The following is a 24701-nucleotide window of genomic DNA, read 5'->3' as shown; positions in this document are numbered from 1 at the left end:
GTTAAAATTTCTTTCCAATAAATATTCCGAAGTTGATATCGGTTTCAAAACTGCTTCCGGTCTGGGAAACATTACTTCCTATCCCGAACTGCATGTTCTTTCTGTTTTCCAGTCCCAGGCGAATGATTTGATTACTGGACTGGTGTTCTTTAAAACTAAAATCAGACTCAAGAATCAACATGCTGTAAAAATTCAGGTGATCATTAATTTTTGGAGTATATTCCAGTAAAGAATATAACCCAAATCCGAATTCCTTTGCATCTGTAGAGTAAGTAAATGCAGGAAAAACACTAATTCCAAAAACATCATTTCCTTTTCCGTAAGCCAACCCTACAGAAGGCATAATATCTTTATCTGAAACATGAACTCCTGCAGAAACTCCTAGATTCCTTCCGATTCCATAATTAATATTTTGATAGAGTTCAGGATTTACTTTTTTCAGATTATAGTCATATCCAATAGTTCCCGAGGCAAAATAATTCCATTTACTTCCAAAATCTTTATCATAAATCCCCAGCACTTCTGTTTCTTTATTTCCAGCATAAGCCTGAACAGAAATTTGCGCTTTGCTATAGAAAGAGAGAAATAAAGTCAGGAGAAATAATTTTTTGTTCATTGTACTTTGTCTTTTTAAGTTTTGCAGTATAAATTCCCTTCTGGTTATTTACTGTTGCAAAATTAAAGACTCTAAAAAGCAATTCTTGTCCAAAAAGGACATCTTACCCATACAATGGAAAATAAATATGAGTGATCTCCGGTTCTTCATACTCTTCAATAACATCGGAGTTATCCAACAAAAACTGTTTTTCAGAAAGCCACAATTGATAAAATGAACGATAGGTCTCCAAAATATTTCCATAAGGACCATAATGAGTGAACCTTGCGTATTTTCCGCCAAAAATTTCACTTTCCACAAATCCTTTGATTACCCCATCAGAAGTCACAGCTGCACCATATCTGCAATGCGAATGATTGGTAATTAAAGGCTGATCACAAATTACTCCGTAGGCTGCGTCGAATATTTCAGTATCCGGTTCAATTTCTTTCCATAGAGCATCTATTTCTTCGTTATTATAGTCTTTAGCTTTAATAAACTTGCAGTAAACAGAGACTGCATCTTTATATTTAAGCTCAATTTTAAGATCTGTCTGATGGTTCTCTATAAATTTTTTGAAAATATCCTGTTTCTGTTTCCTTGCTTCTGCCGGAGATATTGAATATTGTTTTTTAAATGCTTTTGAAAAGGATTGAATGTTGAAATATCCCACCTGCCATGCTATTTCAGAAAGACTATCTTCTGTATAGATCAGTTTTTTGTAGGCATTCTCAAGACGCAGACGCTTTTGAAAGCCAGAAACCGTTTCGTTGAAAAGCTTGAAAAAAATACGTTGAAAATTTCGATATGAGTAATGAGATATAGACTCTATTTCATGAGCTGTGACCTCCCTATCAAAATTGACTTCAATATGGTCGATGATCTTCTGTATCTCACTAAAATTAGCCTGCATATCACATTATTATAAAAACAACAAATCATCAAAAAAACTTGATTCTGATACATTATAAGGATCAAAATTTCATTTCCAAGTATTTAATTCTTTATTACCAATTTACGGAAAAATAATAAAAAAAAAAGATGAAAACCTCACATTGGCTTTCATCTTTCATTACATTAAATATGGTTAATATATGTTAGCTTGGTTTATAAAGCTTATACATTACAAATAAAAAGCCTATCCAGACCGGAATCAGAATCACCTGAATTTCCATTCCTGTAATACTCATCAGTCCTAATATAAGAACTAAAAACGCAATACAGATATAATTGGATACCGGATAGAATATAGATGGAAATTTCGATTGAATTCCTTCTTTGGTAATTGATTTCTTAAATTTCAAATGGGTATAACAGATCATGATCCAGTTAATAATCAGAGTAGACACTACGAGAGCCATCAGGTACTGAAATGCTTTTTCCGGTACTAGTTTATTAATGATAATACAGATTCCGGCAAAACATGAAGATACAATGATTGCATTGATAGGCACAGAATTTTTATTAAGCTTTTTCAAAAACTTAGGAGCATTCCTCTGTTGAGCCAATCCGAAAAGCATACGGCTATTACTGTAAACACTACTGTTATATACAGATAAAGCAGCAGTTAATACAATAAGATTAAGAATATTCGCAATCAAAGTATTGAATTGGATTACTTTACCGAAAAGACTGAATTCTAATCCATTTAAGTTTTGAAATACCATTACAAACGGACTTGAACCTTCTGTAATTTCTCTCCATGGACTTAATGAAAACAGGATCACTAAAGCTCCAACATAGAAAATTAAAATTCTATAGATCACCTGATTGGTTGCCTGTGGAATGGTTTTCTCAGGATTTTTAGCTTCAGCAGCAGTAATTCCGATAAGTTCCAATCCTCCGAAAGAGAACATAATCATAGCCATTGCTGCAAATAATCCAGAATATCCGGTTTCTGTTTTATTAAATAATCCTTTCGGAAAAAATCCGCCGTCATTCCATAAGTTTGTGACTGTAGCTTTTTCACCTCCGGTTCCACTAATCAACAGATAAATACCGAAAACAATCATCGCAATAATTGCGATTACTTTGATAATAGAAAACCAGAATTCAGTTTCTCCATACACTTTTACAGAAGCAAGGTTAAGCGCAGTGATGACTACAAAGAAGAATAAACTGGATACCCAGAGTGGTATTTCCGGCCACCAGAAATGAATATAATGACCAATTGCTGTAAGCTCGGCCATACTTACCAGAATATAAAGAATCCAATAGTTCCACCCTGAGGCAAAGCCCGGAAAATTTCCCCAATATTTATAAGCAAAGTGACTAAAACTTCCCGATACCGGTTCCTGAACAACCATTTCACCAAGCTGACGCATGATAAAAAAGGCAATAATTCCGGCTAAGGCATATCCTAAAATCACTGAGGGACCAGCTAACACTGCTGCCGGTCCGATTCCCAGAAATAATCCGGTTCCTATGGCACCTCCAAGGGCAATTAATTGTATATGTCGATTTGTTAATCCTCTAACTAAAGTCTCGTTTTGTCCTGTTTTATTTTCGTTGCTCATTGAATGAATTATTCGGTCGCTAAATATATAAAAACTTTTCAGAGAAATTCACATTCCACGGGGTTAATTGAGAAATCCAGCGGGCTAAAAGAAGAAAACCTAATAACGATCCTTTTCAATTCGGGGGTGGACTTACAATAATTATAAAAAATCAGCCTTTACCATTGAGTAAAGGCTGATTAATCAGTCATTATTTAAAATCCCGTTGTCAGGACAGCTATATTATTTCCCATTTTCCAGATACTCATCCGGAACCGGGATATTATTCTTTTTCATATACTCCAGAAGTCCCTGGTATTTATCTTCATAATCATCATCCATTCCACATTTATGAGAGATGCTGCAAATTTCGGAAGGCTTGATCTCTAAAATATCTGAGATTTTAGTCAGGATTTCCAGGTTAATCTTCACCTTGGAATTCTCAATATCGGAATACGCCTTTTGAGAAATCCCCATTTCAAAAGCCATATACTCTTGCGTAAAATCTTTACTCCTACGGATTTTCCTGATATTTTGTCCACATATTTTCATCATTTCTGTTTTAGTAGTTTTCGGTATATTTTAGAAGATTATCTATTAGCCTCCAACAAAGTTAATAAATACCTTTGGCAAAACATTATACACGTTACATGATATTTACTTTTAACATAGAAAACGGCGAAAAATAAACCTTTTCAGAGCAAATATCACCTCGGTAAACACTATTGGAATTTATGGAGACGCAAAAATTTAATTATGACAATAATATTGTCAGAGCATTCCTCTATGCAACAATCGCATTCGGACTTGTCGGATTTCTGCTGGGACTTACTGCCGCATTGATGCTTTTTTATCCTGAATTACCTGAATTTTTATTCGGTACAGATGATACAACTATTAAAAGTTTAGCTTCGGGCAACATTCAGGGATTAATTAATACTCAGGGAGCGATGGGCTTCGGAAGAATCAGAATGCTTCACACCAGTGCTGTAATTTTTGCCTTCGTATGTAACTCCTTCTTCTGCGGCGCTTACTATAGCATGCAGCGATTACTGAAAACAAGGATGTATAGTGATACCCTCTCATGGATTCACTTCTGGTCATGGCAGTTTATGATTGTTGCCGTAGTGATTACATTCTTAATGGGAATCAACACTTCAAAAGAATATGCTGAACATGAATGGCCTATTGATATATTAATTGCCTTCTCATGGATTGTATTCGGAATCAATATGTTCGGAACTATTGCCAAAAGAAGAGTAAGACATTTATATGTAGCAATCTGGTTCTATCTGGCCACATGGATTGCCGTAGCCATGCTTCACATCTTCAATAACCTGGAAGTTCCGTTATCTTTCACAAGCTGGAAATCTTATTCTGTATACTCAGGTGTAAAAGATGCATTAGTACAATGGTGGTATGGTCACAATGCAGTAGCATTTGTATTAACAACCCCTGTACTGGGTCTTATGTATTACTTTATGCCAAAAGCAGCTCAGCGACCGGTATTCTCGTACAAATTATCCATTATTCACTTCTGGTCGCTGATCTTTGTATACCTTTGGGCCGGTCCTCACCATCTACAATATACAGCATTACCAGCTTGGGCACAGGCTGTAGGAACTGGGTTTTCTATCATGTTGATTGCTCCATCTTGGGGAGGAATGCTGAATGGTCTTCTTACGTTAAGAGGAGCCTGGGATAAAGTAAGAGAAAATCCGATCCTTAAATTCTTTGTGGTAGCCATTACCTGTTATGGGATGGCCACTTTTGAAGGACCTTTATTAGCAACCAAATCTTTAAATAAAATTGGTCACTATACTGACTGGGTTATCGGTCACGTACACTTAGGAGCTCTTGGATGGAATGGTTTCATGGCATTCGGGGTGGTGTATTACCTGGTTCCAATCATGTGGAGAACAAAACTTTGGTCTGTAAAACTTGCCAACTGGCACTTCTGGCTGGGAACATTAGGAATTATCTTCTATGCCGTGCCGATGTATATTGCAGGATTCACACAGGGATTGATGTGGAAACAGTTCAACCCGGATGGAACTTTATTATGGAAAAACTGGCTGGACACCGTTACAGCGATCATTCCTTACTTTAAAATGAGATTCTTAGGAGGGATATTCTATCTTTCAGGAGCTATTTTAATGGTGATCAACGTTATCAAAACTATTAAAGTAGGTTCATTCCAGAAAAATGTTCCGGCAGAAGCACCTGCATTAGCTAATATCGGAGGAACAAGAAAAGAAGGTGAAGGCGTACACCTTTGGCTAGAAAGAACACCTACCCTACTTTCTATCCTAGCCTTCATTACCATAGCTATTGGTGGACTTGTGGAAATCGTTCCAACCTTATCACTGAAGCAAAGTGTTCCAACAATCACTGCGGTGAAACCATACACCCCTTTAGAGCTTGAAGGAAGAGATTTATATATCCGTGAAGGATGTAACTCCTGTCACTCACAGATGATCCGACCTTTCCGTGATGAAGTAGTAAGATTTGAAGGAAAGAACGGACAATACTCTAAAGCTGGAGAATTTATCTACGACAGACCCTTCCTTTGGGGCTCTAAGAGAACAGGACCGGATCTTCACAGAGAAGGAGGCAGAAACCCGGATTCATGGCACTTTAAGCACATGTACAACCCAAGAATTACTTCTGCAGGTTCTATTATGCCACGTTTCCCCTGGCTGATTACCAACAAACTGGACCGTACTCAGATGGTGGATAAAATGAAACTAATGAAAAATACATTTGATGTTCCTTACACCAAAGCTCAGATTGATTCTGCTAACCAATGGGCAGACAACCAGTCAAAAGCTATTGTACAAAGAATTTATTCAGAAGCTACTGACGTAAAAGATCAGATGACTAAAGAAAAAACAGCAAAAGGAGGAGCTTATGTACCGCTTGAACAAAGAGAAATTGTAGCAATGATCGCCTACCTGCAAAGATTAGGTACAGATATTAAAACAACACAGATCCAAACCGCAAGTGCTGAGTAATCATTAAAAATTGATGTAATGAAAACGAGAACCCCAATTTCAATATATATCGCAACAACAATCGGCTTAACGATCATGGCCTTTGAAATGTTCGCCAGTGATTCAGGATATTTTTCCTCACCCTTTTTCTGGGCACTGATATTGATTGCGATTATCCTTCTGATGATTATGAACTCCATTGGAGACATGATTGAAAATGAAAGTTTCAGCAGACTATCAGAGGAAGAGAAAAAACAATATCTTGAGGAAAAGAGTGTTCCTTATTATCAGAAACTTTGGAACTCTGCCTTCAAAAAGCAGTCTGCTACCGAAGAAAAAGATATTCTGATTGACCATGGTTTCGATGGAATTACAGAGCTTGATAACTCTCTTCCCAAATGGTGGATAGGACTGTTCTGGTTTGGATGTATCTTTTGTGTAGTGTATCTGATGGCCTTTTCATTCACAGATTATGCCCATCCGGAAGCTGAATACACCAAAGAAGCCAAAACGATGCTGGCGTCCATCGCAGAATATGAGAAAACTGCTCCACAGATTAATCTGGAAAGTGCAAAATACAGTGCAGATAATATAGCAGAAGGTCAGGAATTATTCAAAACCAATTGTGTAACCTGCCACGGAGATGGAGGAAAAGGAGGAATTGGTCCTAACCTTACCGATACTCACTGGATTAATATCAAAGAAAAAAGTTTATTTAAAAATGTTTTCTGGATGCTTGAAAATGGTTCTCCAAACAATCCTACCATGAGACCTTTCATCAAGGATGGAACCATTACCGGAAGAGATGCTGAAAAAATTGCAGCCTATATTTATCATATCAATCAGGAAACTGCTCCTATTACACAAGCTCAAGGTGGGGCAGCTCCACAGGGAGAGGATGTAAAATGGGAAAACGGAAACAACTAGAAAATTTATTATCTCAATTCATATAAACCATGCCAAGCCCCCTTTGCAACTACACTAACATTTGAATTTTCATTTTTGCTAACCTTTTCAACATTAAAAAAATGATTTAAAGGGGGCTTTTTAAAAAATAAAATCCACACCTTGGCTCGTCTTACTCAACTATTCACTTGACAACTACACAACTAAAAATTCCATAATAAGGCAGCCAAGGCAGGATTTTTGCATTCATAAGGGATACCACAACAAAGACTGAATAAAATAGTATTATTATCTTTGTTAGAAACCTTCTCACTTTTGAAACTGAAAATCAACACTACCAAACTACTAAGGCGTACTGCAATAACCTTTATTTCAATATTGGTTTTGCTTACCCTGTTGATCCTAAGCTTAAGACTTCCAGCCGTTCAAAACTTCATCAAAGACAGATTGATTGTTTACCTGGAGAAAAAAATTAAAACCAAAGTAAGCCTGGAAAGAGTCTATATTGGATTTCCCAACAGTCTTGTCATGGAAAATCTCTATCTCAAAGGGCAGGATGTAGATACTCTATTAGCTGTAAAAAAACTTGATGTAGGCTTACAGATGCTGAAGCTTATCAACTCTACAGCGGACATTACCTCTGTAGATATGGAAGGAGCCCGCGCCAATGTTGTAAGAAAACCGGATGGCAAATTCAATTTTGATTATATCATAGATGCTTTTGCAACCACTGATAAAGAAGAAAGCTCTTCCAAACCCTTCATTATTTCTCTTGATAAAATCAATTTAAAAGATGTTGGGGTTACCTTCAATGATCAACAATCGAAGAATGACATTAATCTTTATTTTAAATCTTTTGATACCAGAGTAAAGAAATTCGATCTCAATAAAAATGCCTACGCGGTCAATGATATTAATCTTGATGGATTAAAATTAAAACTCAAGCAAGGTATTGTAGAAGAAGTTTCTAAAAAGGTGGAGAAAAAAGTAGACTCCCTTAATGAGAAAAAGCCGATGAATATTGGCTTAAGAGGAATCAAACTTACTCACTTCAATATTGACTATGGTGATGAAAATACCAAGACATACGCTAAAGTTCTATTTAAAGAACTAAGTACGAAGGTCAATAAACTTGATCTTGAGAATAATGCTTTCAACATTGGTAATGTATTCCTTTCCGGAGCTGATATCAATGCCAACCTTTATCTTCCGGCTCAAAATGCCAATCCGAAAAATAAAAAAGAACCTGAAGTTTCAAAAGCTTCCGAAAAGGATAAAGCGATGAATCTTCTGTTAGGAAAGCTGGTTTTAAATGATGTAAAAGTTGCCTATAACAACACCGCCATTGCTCCAACCAAACAAGGTATAGATTTCAATCACCTGAATTTCTCTAAAATGAATGTTGAGGTGAGAAGTTTCAAAATGGAGAACAATACTTTTGCAGGAACGGTTAATTCCGCAGAAATTCAGGAAGCAAGAGGCTTGGATATCCAGAAATTCAATACAGATTTTGTCTATGCTGAAAAAGAAGCTTATCTGAAGAGTTTATACCTGCAAACTCCAAAAACAGTGTTGCGTGATGAGGTTATTTTAAATTATAATTCCATTGACGAACTGTCTTCAAATTTAGGGGCTGTGAAAATTTCCGCCAATATCAAAGATTCAAAAATCGGGTTTTCTGATATTTTAAACCTTGTTCCTACTTTAAAAAATACAGTTCCTTTTAATAAATATCCAAACGCTGTTCTGAATGTCAACGCGAATGTAAAAGGAAGTGTAAATGATCTTTTCATCCAGGATCTAAAAGTTACTGGGTTGGATCAATTGAGAGTGAATGCATCCGGAAGAGTTAAAAATGCAATGAATCCCGATCAGTTGTATTACGATCTGAGAATCGGAGAATTTTCTTCTAATGCTCAAACGATTTTCAATTTAGTTCCAAAGAATACCATTCCATCGAATATATCCCTTCCTTCCAACTTCAGTGTTAAAGGAAGTGCAAAAGGAACGACAAAAATGGTCAATACAGACCTCAACCTCTACTCTACCCTTGGAAATGCAGCCATTGTTGCCAATGTGGATATGCGTAGAAAAAATCATGAATTATATGATGTGAAAGCCAATCTTCAGGGAATACAGGTTGGAAAGATCATCCAGAATAAAGATATTGGTCCTGTCACAGCTCAAATTTCTGCTAAAGGAGAGAGTTTTGATTTCAAAAATGCCAATGCCAATGTAAAAGGACATCTTGCTTCTGCCACTTACAAAGGCTACCGCTATCAGAACATGGACTTAACCGGTAAGATCAATAAAGGGGCTTACCATGTTGTTTTAAATTCAAAAGATCCTAACGCCAGCTTATTGCTAACCGCTTCAGGAGTCTATGATGAAAAAAATCCAACCGTTAAGGTCAATGGTGAGGTTATCAAACTGGATGTCAACAAACTTGGTTTCTATGAAAAACCAATGATTCTTGCCGGAAAAATAGATGGTGATTTTACCAGCCTTGATCCGAATAATCTGAACGGTTATTTAAACCTTAAAGATTTCGCTTTTTCTGATACCAAAGAAGTGTATCCGGTACAGGAAGTGAATCTGAAAACTTTATCTACTAAAGATTCTACACAGATTATTTTCAATTCTCAGATTGCAGATGTTGAACTGAAAGGAAAATACAAACTTACACAGATTTTCGGTGCCTTAACCCAAACTATTAATCAGTATTATCAGTTCCAGAAACCGGATAAGTCTCAAAAAATTGATCCAGGCCAGCATTTCAACTTTACTGCAAAGATTAAGAATGATGATCTGATCAGAAAATTTGTTCCGGATCTGAAAAGTTTTGAAACTATTAATTTGGCAGGAAACTATGATGCCGATTCTCAAAAAATTGAAATTGATGGCCAGATTCCTCAATTGCTGTATGGTGAAAATACGATTGAAAAAGGAACATTAAAAGTCACTAATGAAAATCAGGCATTACAATACAGCCTGAATGTTGCCGCTTTAAAAAGTTCGAGCTTTTCATTGAAAAAAATCAATATTGATGGGGATGTTGCTGACAATACGATCAACTACAATATCACCACAAAAGATGATAAAGACGCCACTCAATTCCTGATTGCCGGAAATGCAAAATCATTGAATGACATTACAGAGGTTTCCCTGAATCCAAATGGTTTAAAACTAAATTATGCGGATTGGAACGTGGCTGAGAACAATAAAATTCAGATCAGCAAAAAAGGAATTTTAGCGGATAATTTCAGATTAAGTAATGGTGGAAGCGAGATTTCCATTCAGTCGGAAAGTGAAATCCCAAGTAGCCCTTTGAACATAGCCTTAAAAGATTTTAAAATCGAAACTGTAACAGAATTGATTAAAAAAGATACGGTTCTGGCCAGAGGAACAATTAACGGAACAGCCCAGCTTAGAGATATAATGAAAGATATGACTTTCACCTCTGATCTAAATGTTTCCAATCTTATTGTCTATGGAAGTCCTGTCGGAAACCTGGCAGTAAAAGTAAATAATTCTTCACCGAAACTTTTAAATGCTGACATTGCCCTTTCCGGAAACAATAATGATGTAAGAATTCTTGGAGATTACAATACTGCTTCAAGTTCTTTTGACCTGAATATGGCCATCAACCAACTTCAGATGAAGAGTATTCAAGGGTTCTCTATGAATGCAATTACCAATACGGAAGGCTACCTTTCCGGGAACCTGAAAATTACCGGAACAACAGATCAGCCGAATATTCTCGGAAAAGTAAAATTCAATGATGCAGGACTGGAAATTGCAAAAACAGGAAGTGATTTCAGAAAACTGAATGATGAAATTGATTTTACCAACCGTGGTATAGAATTTAATAAATTTAAAATCAAAGATAAGGACGGGAATGCTCTGATTGTAGATGGGCAAGTTCTTACTCAAACCTATAGAGATTTTGCATTCAATCTTAATGTAAACGCCAAGGATTTCAAAGTGGTTAACTCACAGAAATCAAACGATGCCATGATGTATGGTATTCTTGCGATTGATGCCGGTCTCCGTATCCGAGGAAATCTGGATTTACCAAAAGTAGATGGAAGACTGAGTGTTGCAGATAATACAGATTTCACGTTTGTTCTTCCTCAATCTAATCCTTCTTTACAGGAAAGAGATGGCATTGTAGAATTTGTGGATCAGGATCAGGTAGTTTTAAATAAAACAATCAAGACAGATTCGCTGGATGCTCAAAGCCGCATCAAAGGAATGGATGTCAGCGTTAATATTGAAGTAAGCAAAGAAGCTAAACTATCTATTGTCATAGATAAAGCCAACGGGGATTTTGTACAGCTTCAGGGAGAAGCTGAATTAACGGGGGGTATTGATCCTTCAGGAAAAACTACATTGGTAGGAGTTTATGAAGTGAACAAAGGAAGCTATGATCTTTCGGTGAGTTTCCTGAAGCGTAAATTTGATATCCAGAAAGGAAGTACTATCACCTGGACAGGAGAACCTACAACCGCTATTATGGATATTACAGCAGTATATAAAACTGAAGCTGCTCCCATTGATCTCGTAGAACAGCAGATTGGTAATGAAAGTGCTGCCACCATGAATCAGTATAAGCAGAGAATACCTTTCAATACACTGTTAAAAATGAAAGGTGAATTGCTTAAACCACAACTGACTTTCGATATTACCACAGAAGAGAAAAACAATGCGGTATCCTCTAATGTTAAGGATGTTATTGACCAGAAACTGGCTCAGCTTAGAACTCAGGAATCTGAATTGAATAAACAGGTGTTTGCACTATTGCTTCTGAACCGTTTTATCGGGGAAAATCCGTTTGAAAGCGGTGCAGGAATGTCTGCTGAAACAATGGCAAGACAGAGTGTAAGTAAAATTCTTTCTCAACAGTTAAACAATCTGGCATCCGGACTGATCAAAGGAGTAGATCTTAACTTTGGGTTGGATTCTTCGGAAGATTATTCCACCGGACAGAAAAATACCAGAACTGATCTCAATGTGGATATCAGCAAAAAATTACTGAATGACAGGCTGAAAGTAACGGTAGGAAGTAACTTCGGATTGGAAGGGCAAGCCCGTCAGAATGAAAACATGACGAATATTGCAGGAAATGTTTCTGTAGATTACAGCCTTTCCAAAGATGGAAGGTATATGTTGCGGGCTTATCGTAAGGATGAATATCAGGTAGCTCTTCAGGGGCAAATCATAGAAACCGGAGTTGGATTTATCATCACTCTGGATTATGACAAGTTCCGCGAGATTTTCCAGAAATCTAAAGAGAAAAAGCCTAAAAAGAATCAAAACAATCAAGTGGTAGAATTTAAATAATGAATAATACATTTCATACATATTGTAAATATCTGTTGGTTTCCGGAATTGCTTCGACTGTAGTTTCCTGTAGTAACACCAGGTTTTTGAAAGAAAACCAGATGCTTTATACAGGTGCTGAAGTAAAGATTGAGAATGACACTATTTCCAAAAAAGAAAAAAAGGACCTTCAGGCTGCATTGGAAGCCAATCTTACTCCTAAACCGAATTCTACATTTTTAGGAATGCGCCCTAAGCTCTATTTCTACAATATCGCCAAAGAACCTAAAAAAGATAAAGGCTTCAATTACTGGCTTAAATATAAAATGGGGGGAAAGCCTGTATTATTAGGGGATGTAGACCGAGAATTCAATAAAGACATCATTGAAAATTATTCTGAAAACAAAGGATATTTCAATGCAAAAGCAACGTATGATACGGTTTCAAAAAATAAAAAGGCGAAAGTAATTTATACCTTAAAGCCCGGCGCCAGGTATTTGGTTGATGGGGTGAAGTTTCAGAAAGATTCTACTCTTGTTAATCAGGAAATTCAGAATGTTGCCGGAAAGACGCTTCTTAAAAACGGAAGACCATTTGATCTGGATGTTATTAAAGCAGAAAGGGAAAGAATTGATAATAATTTAAAGGAAAGAGGGTTTTATTATTTCCATCCGGATAATATCATTGTACAGGCAGACAGTACAGTCAACAAAAATCATAAAGTTGAGCTGAATGTAAAACTGAAAGAGAACACTCCAGCTCTGTCTACCCAACAATTCAGTATTGATAAGGTAATTGTATTCCCTAACTATAATATTCAGGATGTAAAAGCAGGAAAATACAGCGTTCCGATGAACAGTGATTCTCTGAGCAAGTATGCATTTGATGATATTTATGTGATTGATCCGCAGCATAAATTCAAGCCAAAGATTTTCGACAGAGCTTTATATTTTAAAAAAGGGGATCTTTACAACCGCTCCAATCACAATCTTACCCTGAACCGACTAATCAGTTTAGGAGTATTCAAATTTGTGAAAAATGAATTTGTAACTTCGGATTCTTTGAGTCATAAGTTTGATGCATATTATTTATTGACTCCGAGACAGATTCAATCTTTAAGGCTTGAAGCACTGGGAAGAACCAATTCTGCCAACTATGCAGGGAGTGAACTTAATCTGAACTGGACCCATAGAAATTTCTTCAGGGGAGCGGAACAATTTAAAGCAGCCATTTTTGGTGCTTTTGACTTCCAGATGGGAGGTGCTCAGAATGCGAATAATATTTTCCGTGCAGGAACCAATGTTCAGCTTTCCATTCCGAGAATTGTAGCTCCTTTCCGCTTTCATTCTTCCAGTGAATTTGTTCCGAGAACGAATATTACATTGGGATATGAATTCCAGAACAGGACAAAATTTTACACACTTAATAATTTCACTGCTTCATTCGGATATTTATGGAAGGAAAATGCCAGAAAGGAACATGACCTGAAAGTGATTGATATCACCCTTGTTTCTCCACAAAAGGTTACTGCAGAATATGAAGCCAACTCTGCTGATAATCCAGCAATGAAGCGTATTGTTGCGAAGCAGCTTATCTTTGGTCCTACCTATTCTTATACTTATACCAATACCATGCTGCCAAAAAAGAATACCTTTTATTATAAAGGAACTCTTGATCTGGCAGGAAATATCACAGGCCTGGTTACCGGAGCTAACGTAAAAGAAGATAAGGAAAAAAAGATCTTCGGAATTCCTTTCAGCCAATATGCTAAAATTGAAAATGATTTCAGGTTTTACCATAAATTCACTGAGAAATCCTCATTGGCTACAAGGCTTATTGCAGGAATTGCTTATCCATATGGAAACTCAGAATTTGTTCCTTTCTCCAAGCAGTTTTTCTCGGGAGGTAGTAACAGCATCAGAGCCTTCCGTGCGAGAACATTAGGACCTGGAAGCTTTGACCCAAGAACGATAAAGCCAGGAACTTATTTCGACCAATCCGGTGATATTAAGCTGGAATTAAATGCAGAATACCGCGCTAATTTATATAAATTTTTAAATGCGGCAGTCTTTGTAGACGCTGGAAATATCTGGTTACTGAATAGTGATCCTTTAAGACCGGGAGCTAAGTTTTCAAAAGATTTTCTGAATGAAATTGCTGTAGGAGCCGGAGTTGGTCTAAGACTTGATTTCTCTATATTAGTGTTAAGGCTGGATTTAGCCATGCCATTGAGAGTACCTTATTATGAAAAGGGAGACAGATGGGCCTTCGACAAAATCAATTTTGGAGATCCAAGCTGGAGGAAAGACAATCTTGTATTAAATATTGCCATCGGATATCCTTTTTAGTATGATCAATAATATTAAATTTTTCTGGGAAGTTTTAAAAGAAACCTTTACTGAATGGAACAGTTCTTCTGCGTCCAAAGATTCAGCGAGTCTGGCTTATTATGCCATATTTTCCATCCCGGGATTATTAATCATTATCATCTGGGTGCTGGGAAATTTCTTTGGTGAAGAAGCCATCCGTGGACAGATCAGTACTCAAATCAGTGGAATTATGGGTCCTGATGTAGCCAAGAGCATAGAAGGAATGCTCGCCGGAGCTCTAATTGACAAAAAGAATATCTTTATGAAAGCCATAGGAGTAGGAGCATTGGTTTTTGGTTCCACTACCCTATTCTTTCAGCTTCAGCATACATTTAATTCACTTTGGGATGTAGAATCTGCCCCTAAAAAAGCTCTGCTTAAGTTTCTACTGGATAGAGCCAACTCTTTGGGAATGATTCTTATTCTTGGCTTCCTGCTTATGATTACAATGGTTCTATCTTCATTAATCAGTCTTTTCAATACAATCATCACCCAGTATTTTGGATTCGAAACCTATCTTCTTGTTGAGGTTGTTAATTTTTCAATCGGGTTTGGGCTTGTCATGCTTTTATTTGCCTTAATGTTTAAAGTGCTCCCGGATGTGCAGATCACCTGGAAATCTGTTTGGAGAGGTGCTTTTTTAACAACGGCCTTATTTACCCTGGGAAAATTTTTACTGAGTCTTTATTTCAACCAAGTTAAACCTACTTCAGCATTTGGAGCTGCCGGAACGGTAATCCTTATTATGATGTGGATTAACTATTCCTGTATGCTCATATTTTTTGGGGCTAAATTCACTAAAGTATACACCTACAAAAAGGGCTATAAAGTAATATTGTCAAAACATGCCCGATGGAGTGCCGCGAAGCTATATGCAGATAGTCTGAAACAGATGCATGAGGAGAAAAGTGAATGACGGTATTTGGTAATGCAGTTCGTATTCTTAAAATTCCGTCTATCTCATTATTTCAAGCAGCTTCTAAATTAGAATTTACAGATTATTAGTATAAAAAAAGCCTCCTGAAGTTCAGGAGGCTTACTTTTTACATTCTGTTTACTGTTCCGATTCCCAGCAATTCCAACGATTTTTTGATCGTTTTTGCTGTAAGGTCTGATAGATTCAGACGGAACTGTTTCATATTTTCATCATCCTGATTCAGGATCGGATTATTCTGGTAAAATGAGTTATAAGATTTTACAAGATCATATACATAGTTTGCTACTAAAGCAGGACTTAATGTTTCTGCTGATTTAGCCACTACTGTTTTAAAGTTGGCCAATTGCATTATCAGCTCTTTCTCAAACTGATTCAATACCACATCAGCAGTTTCTCTATAGGCAAACTCTGCCTTCGATAACAATGACTGAATACGAGCGTAAGTATATTGAATAAACGGCCCTGTATTTCCATTAAAGTCTATACTTTCAGCAGGATTGAAGAGCATTTTCTTCTTAGGATCCACTTTCAGCATGAAATACTTCAGTGCTCCAAGACCAACTGTTTCATACGATGTTTCTTTATCCTCATCAGAAAGATTTTCCAACTTCCCTAGTTCCTGTGCTTTAGATTTTGCTGTTTCATACATTTCCTGCATTAAGTCATCAGCATCTACAACAGTTCCTTCACGGGATTTCATTTTACCTTCCGGTAATTCAACCATTCCGTAAGAAAGGTGGAATAACTGATCTGCCCATTCGTATCCTAATTTCTTAAGAATTTTAAATAAAACCTGGAAGTGGTAATCCTGTTCATTACCTACCGTATAGATAAGTTTCTGAATATCGTTTTGTTTAAAACGTTCTACAGCCGTTCCTAAATCCTGGGTCATATAAACTGAAGTACCATCAGAACGTAGTAATAGCTTTTGGTCTAATCCTTCATCTGTAAGGTCACACCAAACTGAACCATCTTCTTTTTGATATAGGACTCCTTTATCTAATCCAGCCTGGATAAGATCTTTTCCTAAAATATAGGTATTGCTTTCATACTGAACCTGATCAAAGTCAACGCCTAATCTTTTATAAGTATCATTGAAGCCTTTGTACACCCAAGAATTCATTTCTGCCCAAAGATTTCTTACCGTTTCATCGCCATTTTCCCAATCCAGAAGCATCTTTTGAGCTTCTTTTATGATAGGAGCATCTTTTTTAGCCTGTTCTTCTCCTATTCCCTGGCCTACAAGTTCAGAAATTTCTTTCTTATAGTTTTTGTCAAATTCTACATAGTAGTTTCCAACAAATTTATCTCCTTTGGTATTCGTTGCTTCAGGAGTTTCTCCGTTCCCGAATTTCTCCCAAGCCAACATTGATTTACAGATATGAATTCCTCTGTCATTGATGATCTGGGTTTTGATCACATCGTAACCAGCCTCTTTAAGAATCTGAGCTACAGAGAACCCTAACAGGTTATTTCTGATATGCCCTAAGTGCAGAGGTTTGTTGGTATTAGGTGAAGAATATTCTACCATTACAGTAGCATTTTTCTTATCTATTGTTGAAAAACCATTATGAACAGATCTGAAGTTATCTACAAACAGTTGGTTTTTAACTTTAACATTAAGGAATCCTTTAACAACATTAAAGCTTTCAAAAAGATCTGTCTGCTCCGTTAAAGCTTCTCCTAATTCAACTCCAATACTTTCAGGATTCTTCTTCAATTGTTTTACCAACGGAAAGGTAACGATGGTAAAGTCACCTTCAAATTCCGTTTTATTTTCCTGAATTTCCAGATTGATGTCTTTTAACTGATATACATTTAAAATGACCTCTGAAAGTTTTTGTTCTATAATATCTTTAATATTCATCTCAAAATTTAAAGTACAAATTTAGTGAAATAAAAAAGACAAGTCTATAATGCAAGTGAAGACATTCAATTATTTGATATATTTCTGAATAATTACACTGAAAATCAAAGCCTTGTCTATATTTTTCATATATTTATTATTACTAATTAAACAAAATTTTATTATGAAAAATCTAAAAAAATTCACAAAAACAGATCTTAAAAAAATTACTGCCGGAAATGCTCCTTGCTGCGAACCATGGGGAAGATGCCCTGATGGCTACAAGCAATGCCAGGAATGGGGAGCCTGCGTACCGAAATTTGTAAATTGTGGTGGATAAAAAAGAGGTCTTAAAGACCTCTTTTTTTATATACATAGATGAAATAAAAAAACCGCCCGAAGGCGGTATAATATGAATGTTGTTAAGTGTATTAATTTTTATCCCAAATTAATTTGGTATCCATTTTATCTCCTCCAATAGAAGCAGAAGCAGCTTGATAATTCGCTGAATTTAATGTCTGCACGGTAGTTGGATAGAAAATTCTGGTTGGTACATCTGTTAAACCAGCAATAAGCGAGGTAAAGGTATAAGTGGTTTGCCCTGTTGCAGATGGCTTATTAAGATTAGCTGTTTGCCCAGGCTTTAACAATGTATTCGGGTATCCGGTTCTTCTATATTCTGACCAGGCTTCATTAGACTGCATGAATAATGCAATATACTTTTGCGTCATTACATTAGCCTTACTAGCTGCAGGAAGTGCACTTACAAATGTGTTGATTTTAGCAGCATCAATTCCCCATCTTTGCATAGAAGCTCTCACTCCTTTTTCGTAATGATCTTGTGCCCAGCCATTCGCTTCTGATAATAAAAACTCTACTTCTGCATATTCCATGAATATTTCGGTAGCGCCAGGTTTTAGAATATTTTTACCAAAGTAACTTGTTGTACCCGCCTGACTTGATGTCAATGTAGATGGCACACCATAAGGCATTCCCTGGATTTGGCTAATATCTGTAGCTTCAGTCATTGTACCTGCTCTGATATCACTTGCGGACACAGTTATTGGAGCTGCATATTTAAAAATTCTAGGATCTACCCCAAAAACTCCAGATTCTCCTTTAAGCAACTGAACAAAAGGTTTTGAAACAGCAAAATCAGATCTGTCAATGTAAGTTGAAAAGAATGGTGATGGATTAACCAGGTTGCTTTCATAAGTTAAGCCCACAGTATCCTCATTAGAGGTCATTACTCCTGAAGCGATAGCATCTGCAATATGTGCCTCTGCTCCCGGAACAACTCCTTTTACTCGGGTTGCAATTCTCAATCTTAATGAGTTTGCAAATTTCTTAAGCTTAGCAGGACTTTTAAACAATTGATCACCTTCAGAGAAAACGGTTGTTGTAGAAAGATCAAGCATTTCTGAAGCTTCCTTAAGCTCTTTTAAGACATCTGTATATACTTTTTGCTGTGTAGCAAATTTAGGCTGTAATGTCGCATCAACATTTAATGCTTGGAAATCAGCATCTTTATTACCATAAGACCAATAAGGAATATCTCCAAAAGCATCTGCTAAGTTAGCGAACACATAAGATAACATAATTCTTGCCGCTGCGATCTGGTTTTCATTAGTTCCATACGCAAGCATCTTAACTTTAGTAGCCGGGTCGGTATTATAATCGATAATTTTCTTATAATCCTGTGCTACGTAGTAGCTTCTAGCCCATAATTGAGTTCCTGTAGTAAGTCTGTACTGATATCTGTCCTCTTCAGTATATATTCTTTGAGCAGAATACTGAACAAATGGTAACATCATTCTTCCTGATACCCAACCATCTCTTGTATAGTCCATATATTCTTTGTTCCCATTATTGAATAACCCGGTCGGCAGAGGATTCTCTGTAGAATTCGGATTGACATCAATTTCATCTAGTTTATCTGAACAGCTGTTAAGCGCTAAAGATAAACCTGCTACTGCTATTATTGAAAATATTTTTTTCATTGTAATTTAAAATTTAAAATTCACATTAACTCCGTACATCCTTGTAGATGGTAAAGAACCACCTTCTAACCCTTGAATATTACCTGATCCATAAGAAGTATTTTCCGGATCAACTCCCTTGAAGGCAAGATTCCAAGCAAAAAGGTTTCTTGCAAATGCAGATACTCTGATACCTTGAATAGAATTACCTATAAATGATTTTGGTAAATCATAAGATAAAGTAATATCTCTTAGCTTAATGTAACTTGCATCAAAAACATTCTGTGCATCAACGGTGTTATAATATGATTTACCCCAAGTTGGAGCATCCAGCAGAATATCGTTAGGAGCACCATTTTCTTTAACACCCGGAAGAATCACTCCAGCTTCTCTGTTTCCTCCAAGAGCTGTTTCTTCAAGCATACCATTATTCATTCCCCACATGTGAGTTGTTGAGAAGTATTTACCACCCTGTTGAACATCAATCAGGAATGATAATCCAAAACTTTTATATTTGAATGAGTTTCTGAATCCCATGTTATAATCTGGAAGTACTGAACCTAAAGATTTAATTGGTGACGCTTTATAACGACCATTTTCATCTACTACCTTATTTCCATTGGCATCATATACAAAATCAGTTCCCAGGATTGTACCATATGAATATCCAACCTGAGCAGCTAACTGTACTCTGAACGGAGCATTAGTCAGGATATAATTTTCAAGAGTTCCCTGTAATTCTACAAGCTTGTTTCTGTTTCTCGTAAAGTTCCATGTAAAATCCCAAGAGAAGTCATCAGTTCTTATAGGAGTAATATTTACCATCGCTTCGATACCTTTGTTGGTCATCTCTCCGGCATTGATTCTTCTGTTTCCAAATCCGGTTGCAGGATCAATTGGTAACGGAAGGATCAGGTCAGTACTTTTCACATCATAATAAGTGACATCAAATCCAATTCTATTTTTAAAGAAGTTCATTTCTAAACCAATTTCCTTAGTAGTCTTAACCTCAGGTTTAAGGTTTGGCTCTCCTTTAATAACAGGCATAGAATAAGTAGGGCTTCCCCAGAATGAATTCCCTATAGTTGCAAAAGTTCCTCTGATAAAAGGATCAGAACCTCCTGCAATTCTTGACCATCCTGCTCTCACCTTTCCAAAAGAGATCCAGTCTGCTTTAAGAACTTTGGAGAACACAAAGCTACCTGTTACGGAAGGATAAAACTGATCTTCATTTAGCATGGAGAACCAGTCATTTCTACCTGTAGCCTCTAAGAATAAGAAATCTTTATACCCCAAAGAAACTGACGCAAATAAACTGCGTACCCCCAAGTGATAAGATGCATTGCTTGCTTTTGGAACTTCTCTACTGTTAGATAAGTTATATAAATTAGGAATAATTAATCCCCCAACAGATTTACCTTCCATTATATCCCACTTACGGTCCATAATGTTAAATCCTGCAAAGGTATTTAAACTGAAATCTCCGAAATTATCATTATAATGTAGTCTTCCTTCATAGTTGAATTCAGAGTTATTACTTTTTCTAACGTTATACTGAGATTGTGCAGCCGATCCAATAGCTACTCTCGAAGTGATGGTTTGTGAATAGGTATCTCCATATACTTTACCGGAAACATATACTTTCTTAGAGAAATTATATGTTAACCCAGCATTTCCATAAAATCTATGTCTGTTATCATCTGAAGTATTTTCATAGATAGTCCAGTAAGGGTTGTCAGAGAAATTAGGAGTACCATCATCCCATGATGTTCTGTTCCATGATCTTTGCATTCCATTTGATGGTAATTTATAACGTTGAAGTTCTGCAAAATCAAGCTGTCTCTGTCCCCACTGATAAAACTTCTGTGCTACCGAATTATCTCCATACCCTTGTTCAGGTCTGTTGAAACCTGCAGTATGAACATAGTTAAAGAGTGCGTCAGCTTTTAAGTTGTCAGATAATTTAGAGCTCACATTTAAGCTGAAATTATCTTTCTTAATTTCTGAATTTGGTACAATACCGTTAATTTTTGTATTGGTATAAGATAATCTTACATTCGTATTTTCGAATGATTTAGCAACAGAAATGTTATTGGTATAAGTCGTTCCAACTCTAAAGAAGTCATCAACATCTTTTCTAGGAGCAACCCATTGTTTCAGCTTCATATATTGGTCAGGAAACTCAGGATCAAAAGAATCCCAGCCTAAATAGTATAAATTCGGGTCATATTTAGGCCCCCAGCTTTCATCTGTTCCAAATTCAGGAAGATTGTAAGTTACCCCATCAATTTTCTGAGTTTGCAGAGCCAATTCTGAACCACCTCCATATAAGTTTTGTAATTTTGGTCTTATGTAGATAGATTCAAAAGCAACACCGGTATTGAACTGGACTTCTGTTCTTCCTTTCTTGGCTGATTTTGTAGTATAAATAATAGCACCATTTCCAGCTCTATATCCGTATAAGGCAGCGGCCGGTCCTCCTTTTAAAACTGTTACACTTTCAATATCATCAGGGTTGATATCAAATGTAGCATCACCATAATCTCTACCTCCAGCTCCTCTTTGAGTATCCTCATTGTTAACGTTTGAGTTATCCAGAGGAACTCCGTCAACTACAATTAACGGACGGTTTTCACCAGTTACAGAACTGATCCCCCTCATTGTAATTCTTGTAGACCCCCCCATAGAAGATGGAGCAGTAACCTGAACCCCCGCAACATTTCCTGATAATGCACTTACAGCATTCGTCTGCCCTGCATCAGAAATAAGGTCCCCTTTGATTTCTTGAGATGCGTATCCAAGAGCTTTTTTTTCTCTCTTAATACCGAGTGCTGTCACCACTACACCCTCAATTTCCTTAGTCTGTGTAGCAGTATCGTTTTTCTTCTGCTGTGCATTTACAACTGCAACAGATGAAGACAAAACCACAACAAGTAGACTCGTAGTTAGTTTCTTCATATCAAATTAATTTTATATCCGTACAAATTTGTAAAACTTTCTTAAAAGCACAAAGGAAAATTCAAAAAAAATAACAATATTTTAAATATTCAAAAAATTAACAAACAATAAATTATTAAAATACGTTAAAATCATTCTTTTTAACGAAAATTAAAAAAAAATTAATTACTATTTTTCCATATATACCAATTAGATAATTCATTGATATTCTCTATATATAAAATCAACAAAATAACATTTAAAACACTGTATTACAATACAATAAACCAATTTAAAAAAAATAAAATTAATACTTACCACAAACAAACAATGTTATGCATATCTTTTTTTTTATTTAAAATTTTGTTAAAAACGTCGTGCAAACAATAAAAAAAGACTTAGTACAAATAAATTAAAAAAACAAAAGCATACATGAAACCCTTTTAAAAAAAACAGATTTATTTTTTTAAAATCGGGATATTTTACAGAATTTTATAAAAATAAAATTTTACACCCACACCCATATAGCGGTATTTTTTTCATAGTCCAATAAACATTTTTATGAAGATCATTTCCCCTAATGAATCAAAAAAGGCTACCCAAAAGGGCAGCCTTCAAAAAATATATTAAAATTTATAGAATTAGTTCTGATTCCAGAATGGAGTTGCTGCATTCTTAGTAAATACCTGAGAAGTTGTTAAGTTAGGTACATTCAGTGAGTTTGTAGCATATTCCGAACTAGGATAAAATAACCTATATGGTCTATTAGGCATTGTACTGGTTACTGCCATTGGTGTTATAGGATATCCCGTTCTATTATATTCAATAAACATCTCAGCACCATTAACGTTAGTTAGAACTAACCATTTTTGAGTCATGATTGCTTCAATTTTTTGGTTAAATGTGCCAGCTCCTAATCCTAAACCAGGAACTGATGCAATAGCTACTTTATATGCATCTACAGCCACTTTATCAGCACCTAACCACTTACGGGAAGCATCAATAGCATTATTAAAGTGATCTTCCGCTCCTGAAAATATTGCAGGATATCTTAAAGCAGCCTCGGCTTGTAATAATTCACTTTCAGCAATAGACATCACCATTCCACCTCTTGCATTACCTGCTGTAATAAGCTGGCCTACAGTAGTTACCGCAGTAGAACCCGCAAAATTACCTGTTCCTAATTTAGATAAAGTTTTATTATCAGTTGGTGCTCCAGGCTGTCCTGAATTTGCTCCTTGACGTATTCCTTTTACTTGTGCAACTCCATTATACGTTACAGATGAGAACATTCTAAATCTTCTAGGATCAACGATTCCGTTAAATTTTGTATAATAAGACTCTGTGGAATTCATAAGGTTACCATTCAAACAATTAGCTAAATGCTCAGAAGCTGTAAGGTTACTATACAATTGAACTGATGAACCTGAAGATGTAGCCCTATATGAACTGATAAACGGATTCATTTTATCATTATTTCCATTAGAATAGCCTGGATTATTAAGAACATTATCTGTAATATCAAGCAAATCTGTAGTTTTTGTATCCTTAATAAATGTTGCACCTGCCAATGTAGCTAATTTTTGATCTCTATATGTTGCCATTTCGCCAGTAACATTAGACATTCTCAGAAGCATTCTCAATTTAATTGTATTTGAAAAAGCTTTCCACTTATTCATATCCCCTTTAAAAATAGGATCCGTAGCTGCAGCAGCTTTATTGGGCATATTATTATCAATTAAAGCATTTGCTGCTTCCAATTCTCCTATTAAAGCTTTGTAAATCTCTTTATCGTCATCATATTTAGGAGACGTATTTGCTGAACGAAGAAAAGCTTCTTTATAAGGAGCATCTCCATACAAATCGACTATATACTGCATATAAAAAGCTTTAACAACCTTAGCAATTGCAACATAGTTATCCTGAGAATGATCCGCGTTAGGATAATCTTCTACCAACTTTAGGTTAGCTGCATATAAATAAATTCTTCCCCAAATACCAGAATAAAATCCACTATTTACAGAACCTAGTGTATACTCAGAACCGAATATTCCTCCAAAATTATGAACATCTGTAGCCCAGCTATTCATCATTACATTCCCTAAAGTCATCATTGATGATAAACGTGATCCTCCAGGCTCACTCCCTTCCGTCATGAATAACTCATTAATAGCACCCGGAAGCACCAAAGCTGGTGTTACACTTTCAATATGTCCAGCATTTGGACTTTCATTAATATCTAAATAATCACTACATGATAAGACACTTAAACTTAATGCCGCTAAAGGTAATATTAATTTGATTTTATTTATTTTTTTCATT

The 24701-nt window shown here is 36.1% G+C and carries 14 protein-coding genes; 6 read left to right on the top strand and 8 right to left on the bottom strand.

The annotated features are described in order from the left end of the window. Position 1: 1 nt before the first annotated feature. From WH267_RS15500 to WH267_RS15485, 4 genes are all read right to left on the bottom strand, one after another. Positions 2 to 616, bottom strand: coding sequence for a hypothetical protein (locus WH267_RS15500; RefSeq protein WP_340009505.1), 615 nt, complete (start codon positions 614 to 616; stop codon positions 2 to 4). A 103-nt stretch (positions 617 to 719) separates the two neighbouring features. Then, on the bottom strand, positions 720 to 1508 hold the full coding sequence (locus tag WH267_RS15495) for an AraC family transcriptional regulator (protein ID WP_340009503.1): 789 nt from the start codon (positions 1506 to 1508) through the stop codon (positions 720 to 722). 184 nt (positions 1509 to 1692) lie between these two features. Continuing rightward, the gene (locus WH267_RS15490) at positions 1693 to 3111 is read right to left on the bottom strand and encodes an amino acid permease (protein WP_123320739.1); all 1419 of its coding nucleotides are present in this window, start codon (positions 3109 to 3111) and stop codon (positions 1693 to 1695) included. A 222-nt stretch (positions 3112 to 3333) separates the two neighbouring features. Continuing rightward, on the bottom strand, positions 3334 to 3645 hold the full coding sequence (locus WH267_RS15485) for a helix-turn-helix domain-containing protein (protein WP_340009501.1): 312 nt from the start codon (positions 3643 to 3645) through the stop codon (positions 3334 to 3336). A 179-nt stretch (positions 3646 to 3824) separates the two neighbouring features. On the opposite strand from WH267_RS15485, the gene ccoN reads away from it, so the two are divergent. The 5 genes from ccoN (at position 3825) to WH267_RS15460 (ending at position 15596) form a co-directional block, all read left to right on the top strand. Further along, entirely contained in the window at positions 3825 to 6104 is a 2280-nt protein-coding gene (gene ccoN / locus WH267_RS15480; RefSeq protein ID WP_340009499.1) for a cytochrome-c oxidase, cbb3-type subunit I, read from the top strand. Positions 6105 to 6122: 18 nt separating this feature from the next. After that, complete coding sequence (locus tag WH267_RS15475; RefSeq protein WP_340009497.1) at positions 6123 to 7010, top strand: cbb3-type cytochrome c oxidase N-terminal domain-containing protein; 888 nt, start codon at positions 6123 to 6125, stop codon at positions 7008 to 7010. Between the two features lie 294 nt (positions 7011 to 7304). Further along, entirely contained in the window at positions 7305 to 12332 is a 5028-nt protein-coding gene (locus tag WH267_RS15470) for a translocation/assembly module TamB domain-containing protein (RefSeq protein WP_340009495.1), read from the top strand. Continuing rightward, complete coding sequence (tamL, locus tag WH267_RS15465) at positions 12332 to 14659, top strand: translocation and assembly module lipoprotein TamL (RefSeq protein WP_340009493.1); 2328 nt, start codon at positions 12332 to 12334, stop codon at positions 14657 to 14659. Before WH267_RS15470 ends, tamL begins: the two co-directional genes overlap by 1 nt. A 1-nt stretch (position 14660) precedes the next feature. After that, positions 14661 to 15596, top strand: a complete 936-nt coding sequence (locus WH267_RS15460; protein WP_340009491.1) for a YihY/virulence factor BrkB family protein — start codon at positions 14661 to 14663, stop codon at positions 15594 to 15596. A 127-nt stretch (positions 15597 to 15723) separates the two neighbouring features. Here the strand turns inward: WH267_RS15460 and argS are convergent, their stop codons facing one another. After that, positions 15724 to 17484, bottom strand: coding sequence for an arginine--tRNA ligase (argS, locus tag WH267_RS15455; protein ID WP_115970401.1), 1761 nt, complete (start codon positions 17482 to 17484; stop codon positions 15724 to 15726). A gap of 163 nt (positions 17485 to 17647) precedes the next feature. Here argS and WH267_RS15450 point away from each other — a divergent pair, with 163 nt between their 5' ends. Next, positions 17648 to 17803 carry a hypothetical protein gene (locus WH267_RS15450; RefSeq protein ID WP_340009489.1) on the top strand — a complete coding sequence of 52 codons (156 nt, stop codon included), beginning with the start codon at positions 17648 to 17650 and terminating at the stop codon, positions 17801 to 17803. Between the two features lie 91 nt (positions 17804 to 17894). On the opposite strand, the gene WH267_RS15445 is transcribed toward WH267_RS15450, so the two are convergent. The 3 genes from WH267_RS15445 to WH267_RS15435 all read right to left on the bottom strand — a co-directional run bounded on the left by WH267_RS15445 (position 17895) and on the right by WH267_RS15435 (position 24700). Beyond that, on the bottom strand, positions 17895 to 19463 hold the full coding sequence (locus tag WH267_RS15445; protein WP_340009487.1) for a SusD/RagB family nutrient-binding outer membrane lipoprotein: 1569 nt from the start codon (positions 19461 to 19463) through the stop codon (positions 17895 to 17897). Between the two features lie 6 nt (positions 19464 to 19469). Further along, positions 19470 to 22400 (bottom strand): SusC/RagA family TonB-linked outer membrane protein, encoded by a 2931-nt coding sequence (locus WH267_RS15440; protein ID WP_340009485.1) that lies wholly within the window; start codon positions 22398 to 22400, stop codon positions 19470 to 19472. A gap of 620 nt (positions 22401 to 23020) precedes the next feature. Beyond that, positions 23021 to 24700 carry a SusD/RagB family nutrient-binding outer membrane lipoprotein gene (locus WH267_RS15435; protein WP_115970398.1) on the bottom strand — a complete coding sequence of 560 codons (1680 nt, stop codon included), beginning with the start codon at positions 24698 to 24700 and terminating at the stop codon, positions 23021 to 23023. Position 24701 lies beyond the last annotated feature (1 nt).

It is taken from the genome of Chryseobacterium sp. MYb328, assembly GCF_037572595.1.
In the GTDB taxonomy this organism is placed as follows: domain Bacteria; phylum Bacteroidota; class Bacteroidia; order Flavobacteriales; family Weeksellaceae; genus Chryseobacterium; species Chryseobacterium pennae.
Note: the sequence above shows the minus strand (reverse complement) of the source record. Positions and strands in the feature narration are given on the sequence as shown.